This is a genomic window from Salinibaculum rarum (assembly GCF_030505615.1).
GTDB lineage: Archaea > Halobacteriota > Halobacteria > Halobacteriales > Haloarculaceae > Salinibaculum > Salinibaculum rarum.
The window spans coordinates 20,469-42,666 of record NZ_CP129994.1 but is presented as its reverse complement, the minus strand read 5'-3'; the positions used below and the strand labels follow the sequence as shown (position 1 = coordinate 42,666).

19 protein-coding genes and 2 CRISPR repeat arrays are annotated in these 22,198 nt (G+C 56.2%); of the genes, 12 read left to right on the top strand and 7 right to left on the bottom strand.

From position 1 onward, the window contains the following. Positions 1–5: 5 nt before the first annotated feature. Genes QYL91_RS15655 through cas3 form a run of 4 tightly spaced genes read left to right on the top strand, consistent with a single transcriptional unit; the run spans position 6 to position 6,326 of the window. Positions 6–2,666, top strand: a complete 2,661-nt coding sequence (locus QYL91_RS15655) for a hypothetical protein (RefSeq protein WP_302083593.1) — start codon at positions 6–8, stop codon at positions 2,664–2,666. A gap of 22 nt (positions 2,667–2,688) precedes the next feature. Continuing rightward, entirely contained in the window at positions 2,689–3,648 is a 960-nt protein-coding gene (gene cas7d / locus QYL91_RS15650) for a type I-D CRISPR-associated protein Cas7/Csc2 (RefSeq protein ID WP_302083590.1), read from the top strand. 56 nt (positions 3,649–3,704) lie between these two features. Continuing rightward, positions 3,705–4,439: a hypothetical protein gene (locus tag QYL91_RS15645; protein ID WP_465269226.1), complete on the top strand. Its 735-nt coding sequence runs from the start codon at positions 3,705–3,707 to the stop codon at positions 4,437–4,439. Between the two features lie 27 nt (positions 4,440–4,466). Then, positions 4,467–6,326 (top strand): type I-D CRISPR-associated helicase Cas3', encoded by a 1,860-nt coding sequence (gene cas3, locus QYL91_RS15640; protein WP_302083585.1) that lies wholly within the window; start codon positions 4,467–4,469, stop codon positions 6,324–6,326. 116 nt (positions 6,327–6,442) lie between these two features. Next, positions 6,443–7,056: a CRISPR direct-repeat array (repeat unit 37 nt; unit sequence GTTACAATACCCAGAAAAGCCACCACGGCATTGAAAG). A gap of 38 nt (positions 7,057–7,094) precedes the next feature. On the opposite strand, the gene QYL91_RS15635 is transcribed toward cas3, so the two are convergent. Continuing rightward, complete coding sequence (locus QYL91_RS15635; protein ID WP_302083582.1) at positions 7,095–7,970, bottom strand: DUF8102 family protein; 876 nt, start codon at positions 7,968–7,970, stop codon at positions 7,095–7,097. 185 nt (positions 7,971–8,155) lie between these two features. Continuing rightward, entirely contained in the window at positions 8,156–9,094 is a 939-nt protein-coding gene (locus QYL91_RS15630) for a hypothetical protein (protein ID WP_302083580.1), read from the bottom strand. Positions 9,095–9,276: 182 nt separating this feature from the next. On the opposite strand from QYL91_RS15630, the gene QYL91_RS15625 reads away from it, so the two are divergent. The 6 genes from QYL91_RS15625 (at position 9,277) to QYL91_RS15600 (ending at position 16,799) form a co-directional block, all read left to right on the top strand. Further along, positions 9,277–9,975, top strand: coding sequence for a hypothetical protein (locus QYL91_RS15625; protein WP_302083578.1), 699 nt, complete (start codon positions 9,277–9,279; stop codon positions 9,973–9,975). 197 nt (positions 9,976–10,172) lie between these two features. Continuing rightward, positions 10,173–12,356 carry a sensor histidine kinase gene (locus QYL91_RS15620; protein ID WP_302083575.1) on the top strand — a complete coding sequence of 728 codons (2,184 nt, stop codon included), beginning with the start codon at positions 10,173–10,175 and terminating at the stop codon, positions 12,354–12,356. A gap of 8 nt (positions 12,357–12,364) precedes the next feature. Beyond that, the gene (locus tag QYL91_RS15615; RefSeq protein WP_302083572.1) at positions 12,365–13,165 is read left to right on the top strand and encodes a hypothetical protein; all 801 of its coding nucleotides are present in this window, start codon (positions 12,365–12,367) and stop codon (positions 13,163–13,165) included. 751 nt (positions 13,166–13,916) lie between these two features. Then, positions 13,917–14,420, top strand: coding sequence for a hypothetical protein (locus QYL91_RS15610; protein ID WP_302083570.1), 504 nt, complete (start codon positions 13,917–13,919; stop codon positions 14,418–14,420). A 12-nt stretch (positions 14,421–14,432) separates the two neighbouring features. After that, a complete protein-coding gene (locus QYL91_RS15605; RefSeq protein WP_302083568.1) occupies positions 14,433–14,672 on the top strand; it encodes a hypothetical protein in 240 nt (79 codons plus the stop codon). Positions 14,673–14,738: 66 nt separating this feature from the next. Further along, on the top strand, positions 14,739–16,799 hold the full coding sequence (locus QYL91_RS15600; RefSeq protein WP_302083566.1) for a minichromosome maintenance protein MCM: 2,061 nt from the start codon (positions 14,739–14,741) through the stop codon (positions 16,797–16,799). A gap of 95 nt (positions 16,800–16,894) precedes the next feature. On the opposite strand, the gene QYL91_RS15595 is transcribed toward QYL91_RS15600, so the two are convergent. Both QYL91_RS15595 and QYL91_RS15590 read right to left on the bottom strand, forming a co-directional pair. Continuing rightward, positions 16,895–17,305, bottom strand: a complete 411-nt coding sequence (locus QYL91_RS15595) for an ASCH domain-containing protein (protein ID WP_302083564.1) — start codon at positions 17,303–17,305, stop codon at positions 16,895–16,897. Positions 17,306–17,331: 26 nt separating this feature from the next. Next, on the bottom strand, positions 17,332–17,583 hold the full coding sequence (locus tag QYL91_RS15590) for a hypothetical protein (RefSeq protein ID WP_302083561.1): 252 nt from the start codon (positions 17,581–17,583) through the stop codon (positions 17,332–17,334). A gap of 87 nt (positions 17,584–17,670) precedes the next feature. On the opposite strand from QYL91_RS15590, the gene QYL91_RS18220 reads away from it, so the two are divergent. Further along, on the top strand, positions 17,671–18,213 hold the full coding sequence (locus tag QYL91_RS18220) for a Fic family protein (RefSeq protein ID WP_369685642.1): 543 nt from the start codon (positions 17,671–17,673) through the stop codon (positions 18,211–18,213). A 116-nt stretch (positions 18,214–18,329) separates the two neighbouring features. Then, positions 18,330–18,883: direct repeats of the CRISPR family, unit length 38 nt; unit sequence GGTTACAATACGGGGAAAAGCCACCACGGCATTGAAAG. Between the two features lie 266 nt (positions 18,884–19,149). Continuing rightward, positions 19,150–19,938 carry a hypothetical protein gene (locus QYL91_RS15580; protein WP_302083556.1) on the top strand — a complete coding sequence of 263 codons (789 nt, stop codon included), beginning with the start codon at positions 19,150–19,152 and terminating at the stop codon, positions 19,936–19,938. A 33-nt stretch (positions 19,939–19,971) separates the two neighbouring features. On the opposite strand, the gene QYL91_RS15575 is transcribed toward QYL91_RS15580, so the two are convergent. The 3 genes from QYL91_RS15575 to QYL91_RS15565 form a co-directional block, all read right to left on the bottom strand. Continuing rightward, entirely contained in the window at positions 19,972–20,256 is a 285-nt protein-coding gene (locus QYL91_RS15575; RefSeq protein ID WP_302083554.1) for a NifU family protein, read from the bottom strand. A gap of 117 nt (positions 20,257–20,373) precedes the next feature. Beyond that, complete coding sequence (locus QYL91_RS15570; protein ID WP_302083551.1) at positions 20,374–20,727, bottom strand: hypothetical protein; 354 nt, start codon at positions 20,725–20,727, stop codon at positions 20,374–20,376. A 497-nt stretch (positions 20,728–21,224) separates the two neighbouring features. Then, complete coding sequence (locus QYL91_RS15565) at positions 21,225–22,133, bottom strand: transcription initiation factor IIB family protein (RefSeq protein ID WP_302083548.1); 909 nt, start codon at positions 22,131–22,133, stop codon at positions 21,225–21,227. Positions 22,134–22,198 lie beyond the last annotated feature (65 nt).

Here is a 22,198-nt window from a genome sequence, read left to right as displayed (position 1 = left end):
TCAGAATGACCGGCAATCACCCCACGCTCGATGACTTCGGCGTCACACCGACAGACGGAAAATTCGACCCGGTGGAAACACCTGATCGACACTCAGAACCAAGCGAGGAAAGCACTGACACCGACGAGACCGACCTTCCTTGGGATACAGACACCACGCTGCCAGATGGTGACTCTACGATCGCGGACGCCGTGCAAACAGCGCGCACACTCCAGAAAAACCTCCTCAGTGAGACGAACATCGCAAAAAACGTCATCGAAGAAACTGGGGAATACCCAGGGAAAGGCGCCACCGCCACAGTATCACTCTCAACGCATCTTCTCAACGTCGCACTTGTCGGGCTTTCCGCGTACGCCTACGACGCTATTGTCTCCGAAGAACGCAACATCGACGAATACGAGGCCAGGGTACTGACAGCGGCACTCCTCTTACATGACAGCGACAAACTCGCCACCTACCTCTGCGACTTGGATGCTGACCGAAACGCTGAATCCGTGGTGAACCGCGTTTTCGAAGAGGATCCGTTCGGCATTCTGGGTGAGATTGTTAGCGAAGATGCATTCGACGATGTGTTGTACTTGGTGCAACGGACAGAAGCCCGAGAGAACACGCACGAGTCGCACGACGTTGATGTGTCGCCGGAAATTCGCGGGTTGGAACGATACTGCCGAATGGCGGACACACTCGCGTCGAAAATTCACGACCACGGGCTTCCTGAGGCGGCAACGTGGTTGGGCACGCAATTCACAGTCGGTGAGTCTAACCCGGTACAGGTCGTGCAAACGCAGCATCTGCAACAGCCGATTCTCGCATCAGTCATTCGCGGCACAGCCAAAGAGGTGATTCGCGGCCAGTACACCGATGACGGTGCATACGGCGTTATCCTAGGTGCAACACCAGAGGGTATTCTGTATCTCGGCTGCGACCTCTCACCAGAGACACTCGGTGCAGCGTGCACCGAGCACGCCCCGGATGTCGTGCAGGAAGAATTCGATTTCAGTTGCAAGACGACGTACAAGTCGTTTGACTACGACATTCTGGAAGAAGTGAGCCTCCCGGTCTCCTACAAAAAACAATCGATAATCGAAGGGTACGTGGAGAATCTCAAGTCAGGGAGTGGCGGGTGGGCAGACGAACCAGACCTCCCGGATGAATTCGAGGTAGTGCCGGAAGACTTCAAACAATATATTCCGGCGTACGTGAAGGCAATCTACGTAGAGAAAATCGATGGGAAGGAACTGCCAAACGACTACCTGACAGATGCCTACAGCGCGGTGTACGAAGAGTACGGCGGGTCAAAAGTGAAGATGTACTTGTTGGCGCAGCTGGCTAGTGGTTTCCCGGAGAACAAAACCGCGTTAGAAGACCTTCAAGACGAGTGGGAAACCAAGTTAGAAAGCGATTTGCAGGTCGAAGAGAGCGCGATCAAGAACGCTGTCTCGCAGCTATTCACGGAAGAAGGCGCGCTCACTGCAACGCAAACCGTGCCGAGCGCTGATGAGACGTGCTTCCTCTGTGGCGCACATGCAGACCGTGAATACCAGAAAGGCAGTGGCGCAGTGTTCCCCACCAACGCCTTCTCGAAACGCGCTGGTCCCGAGCAGGAGTACAAGCGGATCTGCCCGACGTGTAATCTTGAGTACGCGCTGTTGGTGGACGTCTGCAACCAGCAGGACACCTATGCTGGTGGTGATCTGAACGTTGCTTACGTTTACCCCGCGGAGTTCGTTGCGGATATCCAACTGCACGACGAGAAAGTCGCAGGCGTGTCCGACGGGACGGTGTCGTTCAACGACCCGAACCCGTCACTGACCGGGTTCACCACACAGTACCGCGTTGTGCCGTTCACGATAGATTCACCGAGTCACGCCGCACAGCATGTTCGAATGCAGCAAGTACGGCGCGTCATCAACTACGTGATGGCGACTGGTTCCCAGGTGCAGTTTAACAAGCCGTTTCGGCGGTTCAACACGGTGGAACCGGTTTTCGCGGACAGTGAACCAGCACGCGTCCAGGAAGTGCTCGGCCTGGACGCCGTCACGAACCGCGAAGAAGCAAGACGAGCGCAGGCGTTGCTAAATATCCTAGCAAAAGGGTACGCGCAAGATGTGAACAATCACTTCCTGTCACTGGACCGTGACACGCTCTCAGCGCTCGCCGAATTGAACTACGTGACGTATGATTACGAATCGGCAAATGAGGACATCATCGAATACGCACTCACCTACCACGAAAATGCATTCATGAAAATGAAAACCGTCGCCGAACGAGGGAAAGACCTGTTCGGAAAACAGTACGAGAGCAAGCACAAGAAGACAAAGATATTCCGCACCGCGATTGGGGCATTACAGGTCGGCCTGAGTCGCGGGCTTGAGGATGCAGAACTCGAAGAGGAGGTCACCGGGCAGGTGTACAACGCTGCCAAACAAGAAAAGTACGCTGGGCATGTGACGACCGAGGAGGCAACAGCGTTTGTGGAGGAGATCTTGGAGTATCTCGACGAACGAGATCTCCTGAACCTGCAAGACCTCATGGACCGTGAGCACGAGCTCACGAACACGTACCTGCTCGCATATGACCGCGTCCTCACCGGCGCTGACGAAAACGAAGACGAAAATGAGGACGCCGAGCAGATGACAGTGACACAAGCAGCGACAGACAACTAACCGCTACACACGACACAGTACAATGACAGTTGACATCGACTTCCCTGAGAAAGGACTGATCGACAGTTTCGAGCTGTACCGCCGCCGGAAGCCGAGCGTGACGCTCATCCTGAAGCGAGATGTCGTCACTCCGGTCTTGTTCCGGAACACGGAAGATGAGCGTGCAGAGATGGAGGAATTCAACAACACGCTGCACGCACAGGTGAACGGCGAGAAGTTCGTCAGCAAGGAACGCCAAACCGGGCTCGACCTGCTCCGGTCGTTCGATGACTCGGAGCTCATTGACCCGGAGTACGCGTACAACGAACCGACCGACATGGAAGAGACACTGAACCTCGGCACACTCACGTACGGCATCGCCGGGACTGGAGATAACGAATTCGGCATCAAGTCACGCGTCATCGAGGGCTACACGTACACAACAGACGAATACGACATCATGGACCGCGAAACGCGGAACGCGGTCTATGAGAGTGGCACAATGCAAGACGAAGACCACGAGCAATCCAGCGCGCTCTTCGACCACGTCACCGTGGATCCTGGAAACAGTTTCGTGCACTTCCTGACGCTGGAAGCCGGCACACCCGCCATGCTCGCGTACGTCCTCCACAACGTCCTCACTACAGGCGTGTACGGCGCCCGCGAGACACGGAGCGGCCGCACCATCCGGAACAACATCCTTGGTGTCGTTCTCAGTGACCACACCGCCGCGCTCTCCACCGGCGAACTGCTGCACGCCTACCACAACCCTGGCGACGACATCGTTGCCAGCGTCAACGAGTACGTGAACGCAGCACAGCGCCAGGACTGGGAGGTTTACAGTGACGAACTTGACGCCGGTGAGTCGTACCCTGAGTGGTGGGGCACCCTCACTGAAGTCGCTGGGCGCCAACACCCGGAAGCAAAAGACACTCTCTACGAACTGTTCGCAGACGCGACCACGGAGGCGCGTGACATCCTCCTAGACACTGACGACGAGTAACGCCCGGCTGTCCCAGACAGCCTGCAACGACACACCGCGAAATCTACACCCAAAGAATGGATGTGAATTGCTATACGTACACAGCGCGGGTGCATACGCCGTTGTTTTACTCCAGCGCAGAGGGCCGTGTCGTCGAAACACAGCCCGTGGTCGCAGCGACAGCACTCATGCACGCGCTCGGATACGGGTATTTCGACCTTGAAAAAGCGTACGCCCTCCGCGGCGACGACGCCACAGACCCGGACTACACGCACCTCAACACGCTTCCCGTGTTCACGTCAGATATGCACCCTGTCGATGTAGAGACCGGTGAACGCACCTTGCGCAGTACCAGCTACACTGGAGAACTGAACGTCACAACAACCGATCGTGACGTGGCCGGAGACATTTCCGGAACGAACAACAAGGCCGTGCCGAAGCGGAGTGGGAAATCCATGGCCGGGTGGCATCGCCTCCGGAAATACTCCGGGATTGAACCCGGGTCCGAATTCCGATTCACCGTCTGGACGACCGATGACCTCCCGCGGACACTCCGCTTTCGCATGGGGATCAAACGCAGCGGTGAAGTCACTGCGAAACGACGCAGTGAACCATCAGACACGGTCACGCTCAACAAGTTCCTCCTGGCAACGCTCGCCGACGAAGCCGATTTGGGCGCCTTCCTCAACCAGAGCGAGCGATTCTACAAAGGGAACGACCCGCGCCTCCACCACTTCATCAACGTCGATCGATCCTGGTTCGAATCCACCGACGAACTCACCGCCCTCCTCGACTCCCCCAACACAAACTGATCAGTCCTCGCTTCCGGTTTCACAACGATGGCACGTGATAACTACGAGATCACCGCGAGTGCCGTGGAAACTACGTCGACGCCGTACAACTTCCCGTTCTCGGTTGCGCGCGACTTCCAAGCAGACGCGCTCGAATGGCTCCACAACGGCGATAACCCGGCTGCGGCGATGGTCGCACCAACAGGGAGTGGGAAAACCGCTGTGTTCAGCCAAATCGCCGCGGAATGCGTCAGCACACTCATTGTCTACCCCACTAACGCACTCCTCAACCAACAACAGACCGTCCTTGCCGAGTCCGATCCGGACATCACCGCTAAAGTCGTCACCGCAGACACCCTCGACAAACACGGGCACGCTCGGACCGAGGAACTCCGGAATATCATGCAGTCACGACGATACGACGCAGTGTTAACGAATCCAGACATCTTGCAAGCCGTCCTTCAAGGGATGTACCTCGGGTCGGGGCAGGAATTCCAGATTTTCGACGCGTTCGACGCGGTCATCTACGACGAATTCCACTATTACGACCCGCTCGCCGCGAGTGGCATCCTCATGCAACTCGACGTCTTTGCTGAGAAAACCGCAAACAAGCTGCTGCTTTCGTCAGCAACGCCCGACGAGAGTTTCATCCAATACGTCGCCGACACGCTTGAGACGCCCGTCACACGCATCTCGGCATCTTACACGGATCCAACGCAGCACCCGCACGGCCAGTTCAGATACGAAACCACGTGCATTCGGCATTCAGACCAACTCTCCGGGTACACAGAGAACCGCATTGAATCGTTCCACACCGTTGCGAACCTTCTCAATAACCGTCTTGACACCGCAGACGACACATCGAATCCGCGCGCGGCTGTGATTTTCAACAGCGCTGCCGTGAGTAACCACTTCCACACGTTTCTCACTGAAGAGTACCCAGCGGTCGCTGCGGTCGCCGAAAAAGACAACGGGTACGACACGGACAGCGCTCACGAGCTGGCAGACGAGTTTTTCATTCTGAACACCACGAGCAAAGGCGAAGTCGGATTGCACTTCGACCTCGATTTACTCATTATGGAGACGCCGGCGACAGGGTATCAGTTCATTCAACGGTTCGGGCGCGCAGGCCGTGAATCCCCGGCAACAGTCCATGTCTTCGGCACGGGCGAAGTCGGGTGGCCCGAAGAGATAACTTACGAAGAGTTCGTCGAGCACGTATACGAGACGTTTGAGACACCGTTAGTGGATCAGCAGCGGTTGAGTGACTTGTTGGGGTTGCGCGCGGCACTCGCGGTGAAAACGCGTGAAGATGACGCTGCGTTTTCGAATCCGGTGATGTACGATCTTTTCGAGTCGAAACCCGAGTATGATCGGTGGCGCGGGTTTTGCGAAGCTGTCGATGAGGAATTACACGCTGAGCGCGGATTCCTCGAAGAGTCGCCGGACAGTGCGGTGATGGATGTGTTGGAGGTGCTTGATGCCACGTTTGAGGGGGTGCAGTCGTTGCGTGGGGAGACACTTCAGTGTGCGTTGGCGTATCCGCGCGGTGAGGAAACGGTAGCAACGTCGTACGATTTGGTATCGGCCCTCCAGCAGTACAGCGTCAAGGCCACGGCTGGTGAGACTGTCGTTGTTGGTGGGGAGAGTGAGGGGGTGGTTGTGGAGTATCCTGGCGTGGGGGTGTGTGAGGCTGGATCGCAACGAGAACTGGATGAGCAGATTGTGGAGGTTGTGGACGCGGAAATTCGGTCTGGTGACTGGAGTAGTGTGGCTGTGAGGGAAGAGTTGGTGCGGCGCGCCGCAACTATATTGCCGTGGACGAGTGTCTTGTCTCCAGTGTCGGTGCAAGCCGGAACCTGGGGGTTTACTGTTGGTGAGGACGGGAGTGTTGAGTACAGTCGGTGATCCCGGTCTTCATGGACCTTTATAAAGTTCGTGTACAGGTGGGGTCGATGAAGACCGCGCGTGGTGAGAGTGGCTGAGGGATGGCGTCACAGGTTTTAACTGGTTCTCACCCCCCTGTTACAATACCCAGAAAAGCCACCACGGCATTGAAAGGGCTACCAGTCGAGCAGCGTATGCGAGTGATCACGCCGCGTTACAATACCCAGAAAAGCCACCACGGCATTGAAAGTACACTTCGTTGTCGTCTGCCATATTGAGGACGTTACAATACCCAGAAAAGCCACCACGGCATTGAAAGTACACTTCGTTGTCGTCTGCCATATTGAGGACGTTACAATACCCAGAAAAGCCACCACGGCATTGAAAGCGCCACCGTCACCGTCGCTCAGATTCCGCGCAGTATCGTTACAATACCCAGAAAAGCCACCACGGCATTGAAAGACGACGACTCCGTCGACGTCAGTGACCATCCCGGTGTTACAATACCCAGAAAAGCCACCACGGCATTGAAAGCTCCGACCCTCGGGAATCATTTTGGAGCCCATCTCGGTTACAATACCCAGAAAAGCCACCACGGCATTGAAAGCGGGTTGTACAGCCAGCTGACGATTCTCATCGCTAGTTACAATACGGGGAAAAGCCACCACGGCATTGAAAGCGGGTTGTACAGCCAGCTGACGATTCTCATCGCTAGTTACAATACGGGGAAAAGCCACCACGGCATTAAAACCTCAACACTGTTGTCATCGACACGCTCGACGCGTACGGTTATTGGTCAAATACGGAGATTACTTGGAGCGGTGTGTCTACGGCGGTGAGGGTTTTGTGCGCTGTTTCTGCGGCGTCTACTGGTCCGAACGCAAGAATGAGACGCGTCGATTCTGTCCCGCCGTAGGCATCCACAAGCTCAAGAAGTTCCTCTGTTCGGTCGCGGATAGTGGATTCGTCTGGGTGCCCGTCAAATGTCTCAATGAGAACGAGCGTATCGTTGTGGTCGCGGGCGATGATATCAGTGCGGGGCGGCCCGGTCTTATTGGACGGGAGTTCCTCGTCGACGATGTCGAGGCCGTGTTCGATGAGTTCCGGTGTGGTGCGGAGATACTGTTCTACGGATTGCGTGTTTCGGATGTGGGCTGTGCGAAGATCCGCTATCTCAGTGGCGGTGACTTCTGGTGACATGAAGAGCGCGCGGATCTGCTGGTCAGTAAGTGGCTGGTTTTGTGCAGCGGCGCGCTCTGCTTGCTCGACGAGCACGTCATACTGTTCCGTGGTTATATCCAGATTGATGTCAGCAACCGCACCTGTCTGCGTGTCATCGTATGCCTTTTGGAGGCCGTCGCGGAACACCCGCTCAACATCGGTGTCATTGAGGGCAGCGAGTTTGACAAGGAGTTTGATGACGCCGTGGTAGTCGTCTTCGAACTCTTGTGAGAAGCCGGTGTCGGCGGTGCCGGTGAGCTGTGTGAGATCGCGGTGTTCTAAGGTTTCGGCAAGCAGTGCGAGGTCTTCAAGTGCAGCACGGAGCCGACGGCGGAGATTCTGCCGGAGTTGTCGCGGATTCCCGATTTCGTCTGGTGAGATATTTCCAGTGAGGTAGTCGCGTTCTACTCCCCTGATCGTTCGCCATTTGGTTTCTGACGACATATACCTACATTACTAATCTACTTACAAAAACGTTATCTCTTGACGGTACGTTTTTAATACCTTGGTGGGGAGGTAACCAGTCACCACGGGAAGAACCAGCGCAGACACAACCTCAACCGCTACCTTGCCGGCGTCATTTGACCGACTGTCGAGGCGACTGCCACGGGGCTTGACCCTGAGGCGGTTCACGAGGTACTGGTAGAAATTTGCGACAGTGCCTCACGAAAGTCGTCAACGTACCTGCCGAGAATATCATCAATCACATCCGGATTCTCGTCGGCGAATGTGCGGAGGTCTTGGAACGAGGTGATGCCGTATTCGAGTGCAAAGTAGTCTTTCGTGATTGGGCCAACGCCCGGGACTTCAGCAAGATCATCGGCAAACGTGAAAGCATGGTCGCTGAGCCAGCGATGCGCAGCATCAAGTGCTGCCTCGGCTGAGAGATCACTAGCGGTGGTGGCAGCCGGATCCCAGCCTTTCCGATACCACGGATGTCGGTCAGCGTCTGGGGCGTTGCACGTCACAGTGACGCCCGCAGAAGGGGTCGGTGTAACGGTGAGACGGAAGCCGCCAGCAGTTTTCCACCGAATTTGGTGGGGCGTATCTGCAACGAGTTCCCACCCGTCGAACGCGTCCTGCGGGGTGAGCTCGGACAACGGCCCGGTACTGCGTGCTGCATCTGTGCCCGTGGTGAAGCCTGTTGAGAGATGGTTCGTCGCTATCGTTGATATGATGTCTCGGTCCACGCCGGTGTCGCGTTGGATGTCGATCGGGTCAGCGTGACTCGTGAAATCGCTGGCCGTCGTATACCCGGCCTTGGCGAACGAGATGAGACGAGCGCGCGTCATCTGAGGGTCATGATGTAGCGCCTCATCAATGTCGTTTTTGGAAAGCTGGGTAAGATACTGTTTTCCCTCAGTAGAAATTTCCACAGCATCTTCGTCGACGGCGCCCGTATCGAGCGCTGTGACAAGTGACTGGAGTGAATACGGTGTCCGCGAAAGCGGCCTGACGATTACTTTGTCTTCGTCTTCTATTTCTTCACAGAGTTTCACGTCCGTTTCTGGCGTGAAATACACCGGACGCCGACTCTCTGCGAACCGGAGAAGTGTACCTGTATTCATGCGTTAGTCTCCTGCCAGTCACTACGAGAATGGTCTTTGTAAAAGTGGGCTTCCAAAATAGCATGCGGAAGATGCGAGGGAGAAGGGGGAGAGGTATTTCACCCACTATAATAGGAATATTTGCGTCTCAACCGACGGCGAAATTTCAAACGTTTATTTGTATCGTGCCCATTGACTGTTGAATGCCAGATGCCGAGAGACCAAGTCATAGCGTAGCTAGCGCAGAGCGTGACAAGAATGAGTCGGAGTGGGTTGTTGCTGACCACGTAAAGCTTGCTGTTACGGACGGCGAGACGTGTCTGAGAGAGTGGATCGAAGCAGTCGAGCTTGAAGCGATGCCAATCCGAACCGGGTTTCCCCCACTGGCCGGGACGCGAGCCTATGTGGAGAGTCAAGCGCTCATCACATTCCGGTTCGGGAACAGTAGACATGGCTTCATTTGTCAAGTGGAACACGACGAATTTGTGCAGGTTCTGTCGGCCGCCGCAGATGAATGGGGTTATGAAATCTACAACGTTGACGCTGACGGGGATGTGGTGCAGAGTGGTGCTGGAGTACCGCAGAGTATCGCAGCTGTTGATCGGGATGAAGACGGAGCAATCTTGATTGACGCTGCCTTGCCAATTCTGGCGGTGAGAGACGGGGACCAGCGCCAAAAAGACGAATCCAGTGACATTCAGTTGCGGGTAAAACCGAACACTCTACCTCGGCGGGAGTATCAGGACAAGCCTGGCCACATCGAATTCTGGTTCGGGACCGACGCTCACGGCTTCAATTTCAAACTGCAACGCGAGGAATTCGAACGTATCATGGCAGCCGCCGCGAACGAATGGGGATACAAAATCACCGACGCCAACACAGAGGACGACACTGATGTTTAACGCCACACTGGGAAAAGGAAAAGCCCGTGATGTGTTTCCCTGTGCCTGAAAGCCACACCTTTCGCCCACCTCCCACTTACGCTGTGTAATGAAATTTCTGGGGGACAGGCGTTCCTGTGGTGGTGTGACAGCTAATCGGCCCACCTTTCTTAAGTTCCGCCAAAGTAGGGCAATGTGCAAGCGGTGTTCAAGGACATATGCCAGACTCGCCAGATCCGAGCAAATTCGAAGAACACGGACACGAAATCGAGCAACGCATCGAAAATACGCTGCAACGCGTTATCGACGACTACCCAACGCACTGGAAAGGCGTTCTCAGCGAAGCCATCCAAAACGCGTACGACGCCTGGTGTCACAACCGCTTCGAACGCGGCGTCATCCCGGAAAGCGCACCACTGAAAATCACGTTCGACATCGACACGAGTGCGAATGAGCTCACCGTGACGGACAACGCCGGCGGGATGCCGGAATCCACGTTCACAACCGAATTCATCGGGCTCGACACGCCCGGCGAAGAAAAACAAGACGGCGGCTACGGCGGGAGCTACGGGCGCGGCACGCACGTTGTCGGCGGGCTCAGCGAAGACCACCTCTTCTACGCGGAAACCCGCCATCAAGGCTGGAATGGTGCACTCTGGGTGCGCCTCGGCCAGCAAATAGACGACACGGTCGAAGTCGGCCTCGGCACTCCCGGCACAACACTCGAAGTCAAACACTGCAAGCCGGACGTGCTCGCCGATCTCGCTGACTGGTCGGAAGTCGAAGCCTACCTGCAAGATCGCTTCCACGGCCTCCTCCACCACGACAACGTCACCATCGAATACACCATCGACGGCGAGACACGCACTCCCGCCCCGTTCCCGATTAACGATTTCACGATCATCGAGCAGGGCGATTTCGAATTCGACTACGACGGCGAGACGTACACACTGCGCAACCTCCGCGTGTACGACGCCGACACCGCAGACGCCGAGGTTCCCTGGACGGGCATCTCGATGATGAAGAGCAACAAGCACGTCGATCAGCCGTTCATGCGCGTGCAGGACTACATCCCCCTGTCGGTCACCAAGCGGGACGCGTTCTTCGCGGTGTGTGACGCGTCGGACCTGTGTCCCGAGTACGAAAACAACGCGCACAACCAGTTCCAGTCGGATATCCCGTCGAACACGCCGCTACGCGGGTTCCTTGAGGAAGTCGAGCAGGAACACTTCATTGGTGGGCCTGCCGACCTCAATGAGCAAGACGAAATCGAAGAGCGATCGCTCGCGCTCGTGAACGAAATCTGGGATTCCACCGGGCTGACTGGTGACTCAGATGTCGCGCTCGGCGGCACCGGCACCGGCAACCTCCTTGACCCCAGCACTGGTGAAGACGAAACCGAAATGCGGGGTGACGGCGGCACGACGACGGACACGCAGACCACGGGCCCAGGCCCGACGTCGCCACCGGAACCCGGTCCGGGCGGTGGTGACGGATTGCTCACTAATCGCCCAGGTGACGACGAAGACGATGCCACCGGTGACGACGATAACGACACGGACGACGCGCAGGAGGAAATCAGTGACGTGCAGGATATTCTGGATGAGTACGCGCCGGAGCGGGAGAGTCCAACGCTCCGCACATCACTGAACAGTTCCACACACGTCGTCGATGACGTGGTGAAAGTGTGGACAAGCGTCGAGAACCCCACGGGATCAGACGTGACCGACTTCCACATCGAAGGCGTCCTCCGAGACGTGAAGACAGGAGAGGAAGTCATGCTCGGCGAACGCACCGTGGCGGTTGCTGAAGGGAAGCGTGATGCCGGGCGGAAGTCCTGGACGCACACGCTCACTGAGAGCGGCGACTACGAGATTGCAGCAACGCTCACCGGGCCAGACGGCGACGTATTCGACGAGCGCGTCGAACCGTTCGTCGTAGACGACCCGGACACGAGCAATAACGACGCCAGCAGCGACGATGCTGACGAGGAGACGCCGGATGATGACCCGGAGCCGGTGCGCTTCCTCGAAGAGATCATGCCGACGAACGACCACGAAGACAAGTACACCCGGTACCAGATCACAACCGGTGAAAAAGGCGTGCGCATCCGCATCAACGAACTGCACCCAGAGTACGTCGAAGCGCAGCGGAATGACCGGGATGACACGGAGCGCGTGCGGCTCATCTCGCGGTGGGCGCTCGAAGGCATGGCGCATCGCGTCCTCACGAATTTCGTCCGCCGGAAGCTCGGCGACGAATACACCGAGGACGGGCAGCCGATGAGTGAGGTCGTGAACAAGTTCCTCATCACGGAGATCGTGCCGGCAATGGACGAGATGCTGTACCGGACGTACGCGACGGATGACGACGATACACTCGAGCTTGAGGACTCCAACTAGTGCCACGTATGCCTACCAACGAGTCTTCGACATCTGAGCCGTCGGCGACAGGCGCTGACAGTACGTCGAGTGGTGGCGATCGGAGCACGATCAATCTCGTGAATCCGGCGTACGACACCAGCGGGCCGACCGACCTTGAGAAGAAAGACGCTGACGTCGACGTGATCTGGGAAGACGGCGACCGACAGCTGGTGCTGCGTGGGCACGACCAAGCCCACCTTGACGAGGCCGTGAAAGAGCGGATCTTCGTCACGTACAAAGACCTCTTGTTGGACCTAGATCGCGTCGAAGACGAGTATCCGCGTCCGGACAACGCGTGGCACATCGGGCGCGTCCTTGATGAGTACGATGTCGGCGCGGCGGACACGCCGTACCAGTTCCGCGAGCTCGACCAGTTCAACCCGATCGGCGAGATGTTCGGGCGGCGGCTGTACTTTGCACGCGGCATCTACGAGTTCTGGCCAGACCAAGGATATGACGAGAGTCACAGCGTGACGGCACTCGGGGAACTCGGCTGGCACGCGATCAAGACCGGCCGCATCGAGGAAGCCGAACGCGGGTACGCACGCTTGTGCAGTCTGGGGAAGCGGTTGAAGCGGCACGATGGCCGGATTTGGAAGTATCTCGGCGAAGATGGCGATAAGTCACTTCAGAATATGGTGTCGTATGCGGCTGAACGGTACGGTACGAAAGAGAGTGTCACCGAATGCACGCTCCGACTTGTCGTACTCACGAATCAGTCACCGCGCGACATCGACGGGGGCGAACTCCAGGACCTCATCGACACTGCGTGTAGCGAATCCGAGTAACCGAATTCGGCAAGTTGGAGTCCCTGTTGGGCAGCACTTTCTTGCTGAGGGAGTGAGCGGCGAGCGAGTCATGCGTCGGCACGTTCCCATTCCTCATTGAGTAGTTCACAACGCGTCAAAGTCCACGCTTTATTTGACAGGCGGGTGTATCAAATATATGATACCAGTTATAATTTGTGAGCATTTGTTCAGCGGTCAGACTGCGAACGGGTATAGTGCGGTTGGGATGGATATCGGGGCGAGAAGAACGACAAAGGACGGTTACGGACGTCTAACAATTCGGCACGATATCAACAACGACGTGTGGGAAGTGTTCGACATACACAATGATGAAGTCATTGAACGCGATTCTGACTTAGAGCAGTTGGCGGACCGTGCAGAACGTTTCACCATCATGGGTATGGATATCAAGTATGCACACGAGACCCCGCAGTGCTAGCTATCACACGTTTCTTTCTGCGGTGTTCTCAACACCGGTAGAGACCCGTCTCTGATCGACGTGGGTTGAATGGCTTAATATGAGGGTGTGAAGAAACCCTCTCATCTGTCTATTTCTGGATTTCCAGACTGCGCTGCGACGAAAGTGGTGGTGGTGGTGGTGGCCTCCGCAGTCCACCGACAATCTCCGGGGAGTGTCCTGTGCACGAAATACGGGCGTGTCATTGACTCAGACACTGCTAAATTCACGGCGTGACGGCGAGATTCCCGACGGCTTTTCCGACACCAACCCCACGATTAGAGTAGACCACCTATGTCCTCTACTGTCCGGCATACGCCACTCCAATCACCAGATGCAGACCGCATTGAAACCAGTCGGAACTCGCACGGCGCCGGCGTGAAAATCCTGGACTACGACGGTCTCGTTGACGCGCTTTCGGACACGCTTGCCTCACAGATGGATACCCGCGAGTACGTAGACCGCGACGACTACCCCGGGAAAGAATGGGAACTACTTCTCGGCTTCACCACGTGGGGCCGCGAATCGGACACGGATCGTCCGGGCAGCGAGGCTGACTATCACAACGTCAGCAACACCGGTACGAAAGACCTCGTAGACACATGGGAAACCGTGTCCGAGTACACAGACCCATTCGTTGTGTACATGACAACGTTCGAGGGGAGCTGGCCGCACGTCGCCGAACTCGACGCCGATCACGGCAACGACTCGTTCTACCGCGTCGAAGCCTGCGACGGCGATGTCGAACTCGTTGAACTCACGCCGGGAATCCAATCCCGCGATACCGTCGAACGCTAACCGGGTCTGAGTATGGCCAACAACGAATCAGACGACTCCACGGAAACAGACAATGTGACGAGCGTCACGTTCGGCCCGGCGAACGCGCCGTACTGGAAATTCCGCCTCGCACAAGCCGTGTTCTGGGTCGTCCGCCTCTCTCCACTTACACCAGTCATCAAGCACCTTCCTGGTGCGAAGCGCGCCGGCGAATGGGCCTTCCGTGTCACCGTGTTGTCCCGGGACACCTGGGAAGACACGCCCCACGAGTAGCTCTATCAGCACAAAATCACGGCTAATCACGGCCTATTTTATGGCCCGGGTGACAATTCAGGATGAATGAGTAGGTCACAGCATTCCGAACTGGTTGATGAATTCACCCAGTTCTACGACCGGTACTACGCCACGGAAATCGCTGAACTAGCGGAGAAATACCCGGGAAAGAAACAGTCACTCGTCATTTCCTACGATGACGTGACCGACTACTCCACCGATCTCGCAGACGATTTCCTCAACAAGCCGGTACAGATAACGGAGTACGCTGAAGAAGCGCTCAGGCGCTACGACACGCCCGACACGCCACTTGGACAAGCACACGTACGACTCAAAGGACTTCCTGACACTGTCCCCTTAGAGGACATTCGAACGAAGCACATCGGAACTCTCATTCAGGTTCGCGGCACCGTCTCAAGCACCTCAAAAGTCCGATCAGAGTACACGGATGTCGCGTACGAGTGCCAGCGTTGCGGGACGCTAACCCGCATCCCTCAACCCACTATCCGGGATGGGTCTGACCGTGAGAAACCACACGAGTGCCAAGGCTGTGAGCGCCAAGGCCCCTTCCGGGTGAACAGCGAGCAGTCCGTAATGGTAGACGTACAGACGGTCGTGCTGGAAGAACAAATTCGCGGAATCGGCGGGAGTGACGACACCACCACGATTAAACTCCGACTTGAGGATGACATCGCCGGTGCTACAAACCCTGGAGACACTCTTCTTGTCACCGGTGTCCTCAAATATGCCGATAAGGACCTTGAAACGACCATCCCAGACAAGTACATTGACGTCACCAGCACAGTCCACGCAGAACCAAACGGACACGTTGAAATCACAGAGCGTGATGAAACACAACTCCGCGAAATCGCGTCGCAAGAGACACTCTTTAAAGACATTGTTGGAAGTATTGCGCCGTCACTGTACGGGCACACACGGGAGAAACTTGCTGTCGCCTTCCAGCTGGCCGGTGGTGTGCCGAAAGTCCTGCCTGACGGATCCCGCATCCGCGGTGACATTCACCTGATGTGCATCGGCGACCCCGGAACCGGGAAATCAATTCTCGCTCGTGCTGCTGCGCGACTTGCACCGCGTGCAGTCACTGTGTCCGGGACTGACACGTCAAAAGTCGGGCTTACTGCGTCAGCAACCCCGTCTAGCGGAGATTCTGACCCGTGGGAGGTGAAAGGCGGTGCGCTTGTCAGAGCGAATAACGGTCTTGCTGTTATCGACAACATGGGCGGATTCGGGTCCGACGAACTTGCAGGTCTCCATTCGACGATTGAACACCAAGAAGTGAACGTGAGTAAGGCGTCGGTGACCGCGACACTCCCCGCACAGAGTGCCGTGTTCACGGCTCTAAATCCGAAGTACGGGCAGTTCGATCAGTATGAACCGATCGGTGAGCAGATCAATCTGCCGCCGGACGTCACCTCTCAGTTCGACCTCGTTTTCACGCTTACCGACCATCCCGACCGTGACCAAGATGAAGCGGTCGCAGACCACATTCTAGACACGTCAGAAGCTGCTGAAGCAGCGCAGGAGGACGACATTCCCGACAGTCCCGCTGATCCCGTGATTGACCAGGAGCTCCTGCGGAAGTACTTCGTGTACGCGAACCGCCAATCCACCCCAGAACTCACCGACGAAGCAAAAGCAAAGATACGGGCGTTCTATGTTGAACTCCGTTCCGAGAGTGCGGACGAGGATGCACCAGTCCCAGTAACAGCTCGAAAGATCGAAGCTGTTGTCAGGCTAGCGGAGGCGAGTGCGCGACTCCGTCTTGCAGACACCATCACTACGGCTGACGCAGAACGAGCAATTCACCTTGTACAGTCTTGCCTCCGAGATCTCGGCGTTAATCCAGAAACACCCGAGTTTGGCGCCGATGAAGTAGATACACGGTCGCTACCCTCGAAAATACAGCGGGACCGTCTCAAGGACGCGCGAAAAAGTCTTTGTGATCTTGGTTTTGAGTATGAGAAAGGAATCCCGAAAGAAGTTGCAGTGAACAAAATCGCAGAACAACTCGGTGTGTCTAAAGAAAAGGCAGAGATTGTCATCACAGAACTCAAATCCAAGGGGGAAGCCTACGAACCGGAAAAAGGCCGGCTCAGAACAACCTGAGTAACACTGCTTTCTCGGGAGACATCAACATAGCCCCCGCTCTGGAGATGGTGAGTTACAATACGAGGAAAATCCACCACGGCATTGAAAGAAAGTCACCTAGTGACAGACCGAAGTGCAATGTACTCGTGATCAGAGAGGTACTGGAAATTCTGCGGAATTGACAACGCGAACTCATCTTGAAGCTGTTCGAGCGAGACAGCAGTGTCGTACTCGGTTACGGTCGTGGCATGGAGGGCAGCACCCTTACTTGCGCCGTCAAAATACGCGAGCAGACCATCACGAGAATGAGGAGTTCCCGCAACCGTCTCAGAAATCACCTCTGTTGGCGCGCCCTCAACCACAGTCTCAACACGCACCTCTCCAGTCACCGCTTTCGTCGGCGCCGTCTCATACAACACGCAATCGAACGGCGGATCACACGCCGGCGGTATCCGACGGTATTCGTACTCTTTGTCTCCGTCGTAGATCGCGGTTGCCCATTCAGGATCGATACTCAGCAACACACGCGTCGGGCGTTCATACGATGTCATCACGCGTCACCTTCGCGGGCACTCGCTGAAAGGGCGTATTTGAATCCAGGATGCGTTTTGATAGCGCCACGATCAATCAATCGACGAAGCACAGCTTTCGTCTCTCGAAGATGCCGCGCATCAATTTCTTCGTTCACTTCGCGCGTCCGAAGAGGCCGATCAGCGTCCTGCAACACTGCGCGGGCTTGCTGTGTCAACTCCTCCAGGTCAGGAGATGACGTCTCAGTCGGGTGTGCCATAATTCCAGTCATGGTGTGTATGCGGAGAACCGGTATGAAAGTCCGGGATTTCGCGGATGAAATCTTTCGTGCCAGTATTTTCCCCATCGTGAAGTCGTCATGGTTAGCGGACTGAGAATCCGGGTGGTTTTAGTGTGGAGTCTACTAGGATGGGAGAAGATGGTAGCGACGCGGGAGTACATTGTTGAATCGAACGCGATTGAGGATGTGTACGACGATTCGGCCGTCGAGGATAGTGTGGAAGCGTGGGAGTATCTCCAAGAGCAGGATGAGTTGGGGGAGGAGGACGTCAAGGAGGCGCATCGGTTGTTGTTGCGGAATCGGCAGCCGGATGTCGCGGGTGAGTATCGGGATGTGCATGTGCGGATTGGCGGGGATGTCCCGCCGCATCCGAGTGTGGTGTCGGAGTTGATGGGTGAGTTGGTTGCTCGTGTCCCGTCGACGGGTGTGGAGGCGATTCAGTGGCATGTGGATTTTGAAGGTGTTCATCCGTTCGTGGATGGGAATGGGCGTGTTGGGCGGCTCGTGTACTTGTGGCATTGCCGGGAGGTGCTTGGTGTGGAGCCTGTTGTGTGGCGTGAGGCGGATGTGGAAGGGTATTACGCGTTGTTCCAGACAGAGTCGTTCCAGCACCGGGATTGAGAGTGGTTCTTCATCGACCTTTATAAGGTTCGTGTACAGGTGGGGTTGACGAAGACGAGGTGTACTAAGAGACAGTAAGGTTCCGGGGGATAGGTTTTAATTGGTTTTCAACCCCCTGTTACAATACGGGGAAAAGCCACCACGGCATTGAAAGTCGATCGTGTCGCCAGTGCTGATCGTCACGGGTTGTTACAATACGGGGAAAAGCCACCACGGCATTGAAAGCGCGGATCCTCCGCGGCATCGACTCGGACCCGCAATTGTTACAATACGGGGAAAAGCCACCACGGCATTGAAAGTGTTCGGTGCGATTCGAGTGTGTCGGAGAGTCGTATGTGTTACAATACGGGGAAAAGCCACCACGGCATTGAAAGTCCGCCAGCGCTTGATACGCGTCCAGTCGGTCCGCCGGTTACAATACGGGGAAAAGCCACCACGGCATTGAAAGACGTGGAGTTCGACGTCGTGCTCGCGGAGGTCGATGAGGTTACAATACGGGGAAAAGCCACCACGGCATTGAAAGTGTCATCCACGGTTGCGGTGATCGTGTCCGTCAGTGGTTACAATACGGGGAAAAGCCACCACGGCATTGAAAGGATGCGTCCGATCTCCCCGATTCATTCAACAGCGAATGTTACAATACGGGGAAAAGCCACCACGGCATTGAAACTTGACGTCTCAACACGACATCTCACAGATGAAGATAATACGCAGAAATTCACACCGACATTCAGGTGACATCCTCTGCACCGTTCACGAGGGGAAGATGTCATCACTGCGGAGCCCGTAGGCAGTTATATGCCAGGCGAGTGTGTTGCGTGGGAGCCATCTGAGGAGTTGTGGCCGGAGTTGTGCGAAGTAGCCAGGGAAAGAGCAGCTGTAACCCCGCCGTTTGACCGATTACGAATACAAGAGAGTGAAGACTCGCAGTATGCCGTGTGCGTTGGTGAGCCGCGCCCGGAGATTGACATCAAGGGCACATACGAGGATGCTGACGCTGAGATGGAGGACCTCCCGCGAAACGAGTTCGTGCCGCTCCCAGCCGCGCTCAATGCGCAAGTCGATGAGAACATCGGTCGGCTTCGGCGTCGCGGAGTTGAACTCACGTCCCCGACGGATGGTGTTGATGCGGCGGCGACCGTCGAGATGGATGTTGCTGTGGTTACTGCTGAGGCAGGCGTCGTGGTGTTCCGCGCGGAACGCACTGTCCCGGGTGACACCAACGAGGTGTACCGTGAGTTCCAGGAGCTCATGGTGACGCTTGGTCACGCCGATGACGCGGGCGCAGTTGTCTCAGGCACGCATCTCGCACCGCACCCAAAGCCCAAATCGCACTTTGACCGCAGTGTTGACATCGGCATGGGGGCAACTGCGTACAGAGAGGTACCAGATCCGCACGAGTACTGGATGGACTGTGACACGCTCGAAGACTACATCGACATGTGTGTTGAGAATGGTGCTGACCGTGAGGAACTCGAAGCGCGGGACACGTATCTGCATCATTTCCATCCGCAGACGACGCACCGCGATTTGGACAGTGAGCAAGAAGCCGCGATCGAGGCGTGGCGTGACACGCTTCGTGACATTATCAGTCCGTGTGTTGAGCTCGGCGAGGCGGTGACTGACCACGGGCTTGTTGATGTTTGCATCGACGAGGATGGCACAACGACCGTGCAGTACTCAATTCGCGTTGGGGAACTCCCAGGAGACGACACCGCTGCGTGATGCTGATTGGGGACTTGTTCGAGGCAAGCTGGGTTACTGGTGCTGGGGTTGTTGAGTGGTGTGTTGGTGTGCTGTTGTGGCTACGACATCGGTGAATTCGGGGAATTCCGCTTGAACGCGTTGTTCGAGCGCGGTGATGGTCATTGGTGCGAGCCCGCATCCGTTGCACTGTTCGGTTAATTCGATGCGGAGCACGCCACGGTCTGGGTCACACTCGTGGAGTGTCACTGCGCCGCCGTGCATTTTGATTTGCGGGAGTTCGGTGTGGAGGTACGACAGGACGCGGTCACGCAGCTGTGTGACTGTCGAGTCGCGCATATTTCACGTCACGGCGTCGAGCCAGATAATATTTCGACATCAAAGGGTGTGATGCGGTGCGGTTTGGCGTGTGATACGAAATCCAGGAGAAACTCCACGGTTTCGGCCGTGCGTAGCTTATCGGTAATCGACGAGTATCCCTTCAGCGACTGCTAGGGCGATGTAGATAACCGCAGAAATCAGGAGGAAGGCGTTAAGTTGGTCTGCACTCGGCGCTATTTGCTTCGATATTGCTACACCGATAACTCCGACACCCAATTCGACGACAAGTTCAGGAATTGCTTTAATCATGGTCGAGTTGATTACAAACCCTATGAAATGAAAAAGGATTGCCATGATTAGTAACGCGAATATGAACGTTGATGTTGAGTATTCTGGTGGGATCGGATTGAAAGCGACTCCAAAAGCGATTCCACACGCAACTGCCAGGTAACTGCGGAATCGTCCGATAGATTCACCGATGGTTGACATTAGGTTCACACATGCGAATGTGTGTTACCAGTCACACATCTGTAGATGTAAAAGCAGGGTATTCGCGGGAGAAATGTGGGGTTCTCTTCACCCTGCGTTCTGAATCATGAATTCCGTCCTTGTGGCATTGTGCTCTTGGGATAGTATTCATGAAGGCGACCTGTTCACGGTGGTGATCATCCCCTTGGCCTGAACCGTGACGCGTGGTTTTCGCCTGTCATTGACTTCCTCCCGCGCTAAAGTGCGAGACTTTCTCCTCGCACTTCCGCAAACACACTTCGACGGTGGTGTGCCTTTCCTCGAGCCCGGGACACACCCCATGTCGAACACTTCGACGCCGGTGTGTCCCTTCTCAGGTGAAATATCACTTCGACGATGGTGTGTATCTCCCCCGACTTCCTGCTAAGGCCTTGATCATCTCGAACACTTCGACACCGGTGTGTCTCACGCTCACCGTGACACTTCGATGCCGGTGTGCCACGAGTGAGAAGGCACAGTCATGGAGGTGATTGTGTCGGCGCGTTCGGGGTCTGGTCAGTGAAGAGTGGTTGGAAGGTGTTGTAGTAGTGTTTGCGGAGGGTGACGGTGTGGATGTTGGCGACAGACGCGATCTCGTCTTGCGTGACGCGGTCGTCAGACGACGGGGTGACCGGTTCAGTGACTTCTTCCGGGAAGGCATCAGCGAGCTCGTGCATGGAGGCAGCATAGAGTGCGGCCGCTGCGAGCGCGGTCGGATTTTGCCCGCTGCGGTCCTCGGGATTGAGGTCGGTGAGTGCTTCAGTCGCGGCGTCAATGAGTGTGTTTGCGTGTTCAGCGGCAATCGCGGCCTCTTCAACGAGTGCTTCCACGTATTTCGGGATGTATTCCTCGGGTTCAGGAGGGACAACGGGTAAGTCGAACGTGGTTTGAAGCCCGGTGAGAGCGCGTCGTGTTTGTTTTTCTGTGTAGTCGAAGAGTTGGTCGTCGGGTTCGATGCTGGTGTGTGAGCAAGCGTAGAGTGGCGCGTTCAAATCGGTCGTGTAGATCTCGGTGAGTGGGAGGGTTTCGGTGGTCAGGTCATTGGTGTCGGTGGCGAGCCGCGAGGTGAGATGGATAGCAGCAGCGGCGACCACTTCGACGCGGCGGTTCGGCCCGAGTGTGAAATCAGCGTCGACGGCTTGTTCGAAGAGGTCACCCGCAAGGGTGGTGACACGTTGCGATGGAGTGTGATCAGTAGCGAACGTGCTGATGCACCATTTCCCGAGATCTGTTGTTGTGACGTCGTCGGGTGTGAGTGTCCCGTTGATAGTGGCGTACCTGGTGCCGATGTCGGTGAGCAGGGTGCCGGTGTTAGTTGCGGAGGAGAAAGTGTCGGCGTGCGCAGTAAGAATGTCTTTGAGTGCAGATTTCTTTTGAGTGCGGCGCATACGTTAGTTCGGTTGTAACGGTATGCCCGTGTCAGGGTTAAAAGATAGCCTGGGAGGAGTGTGGT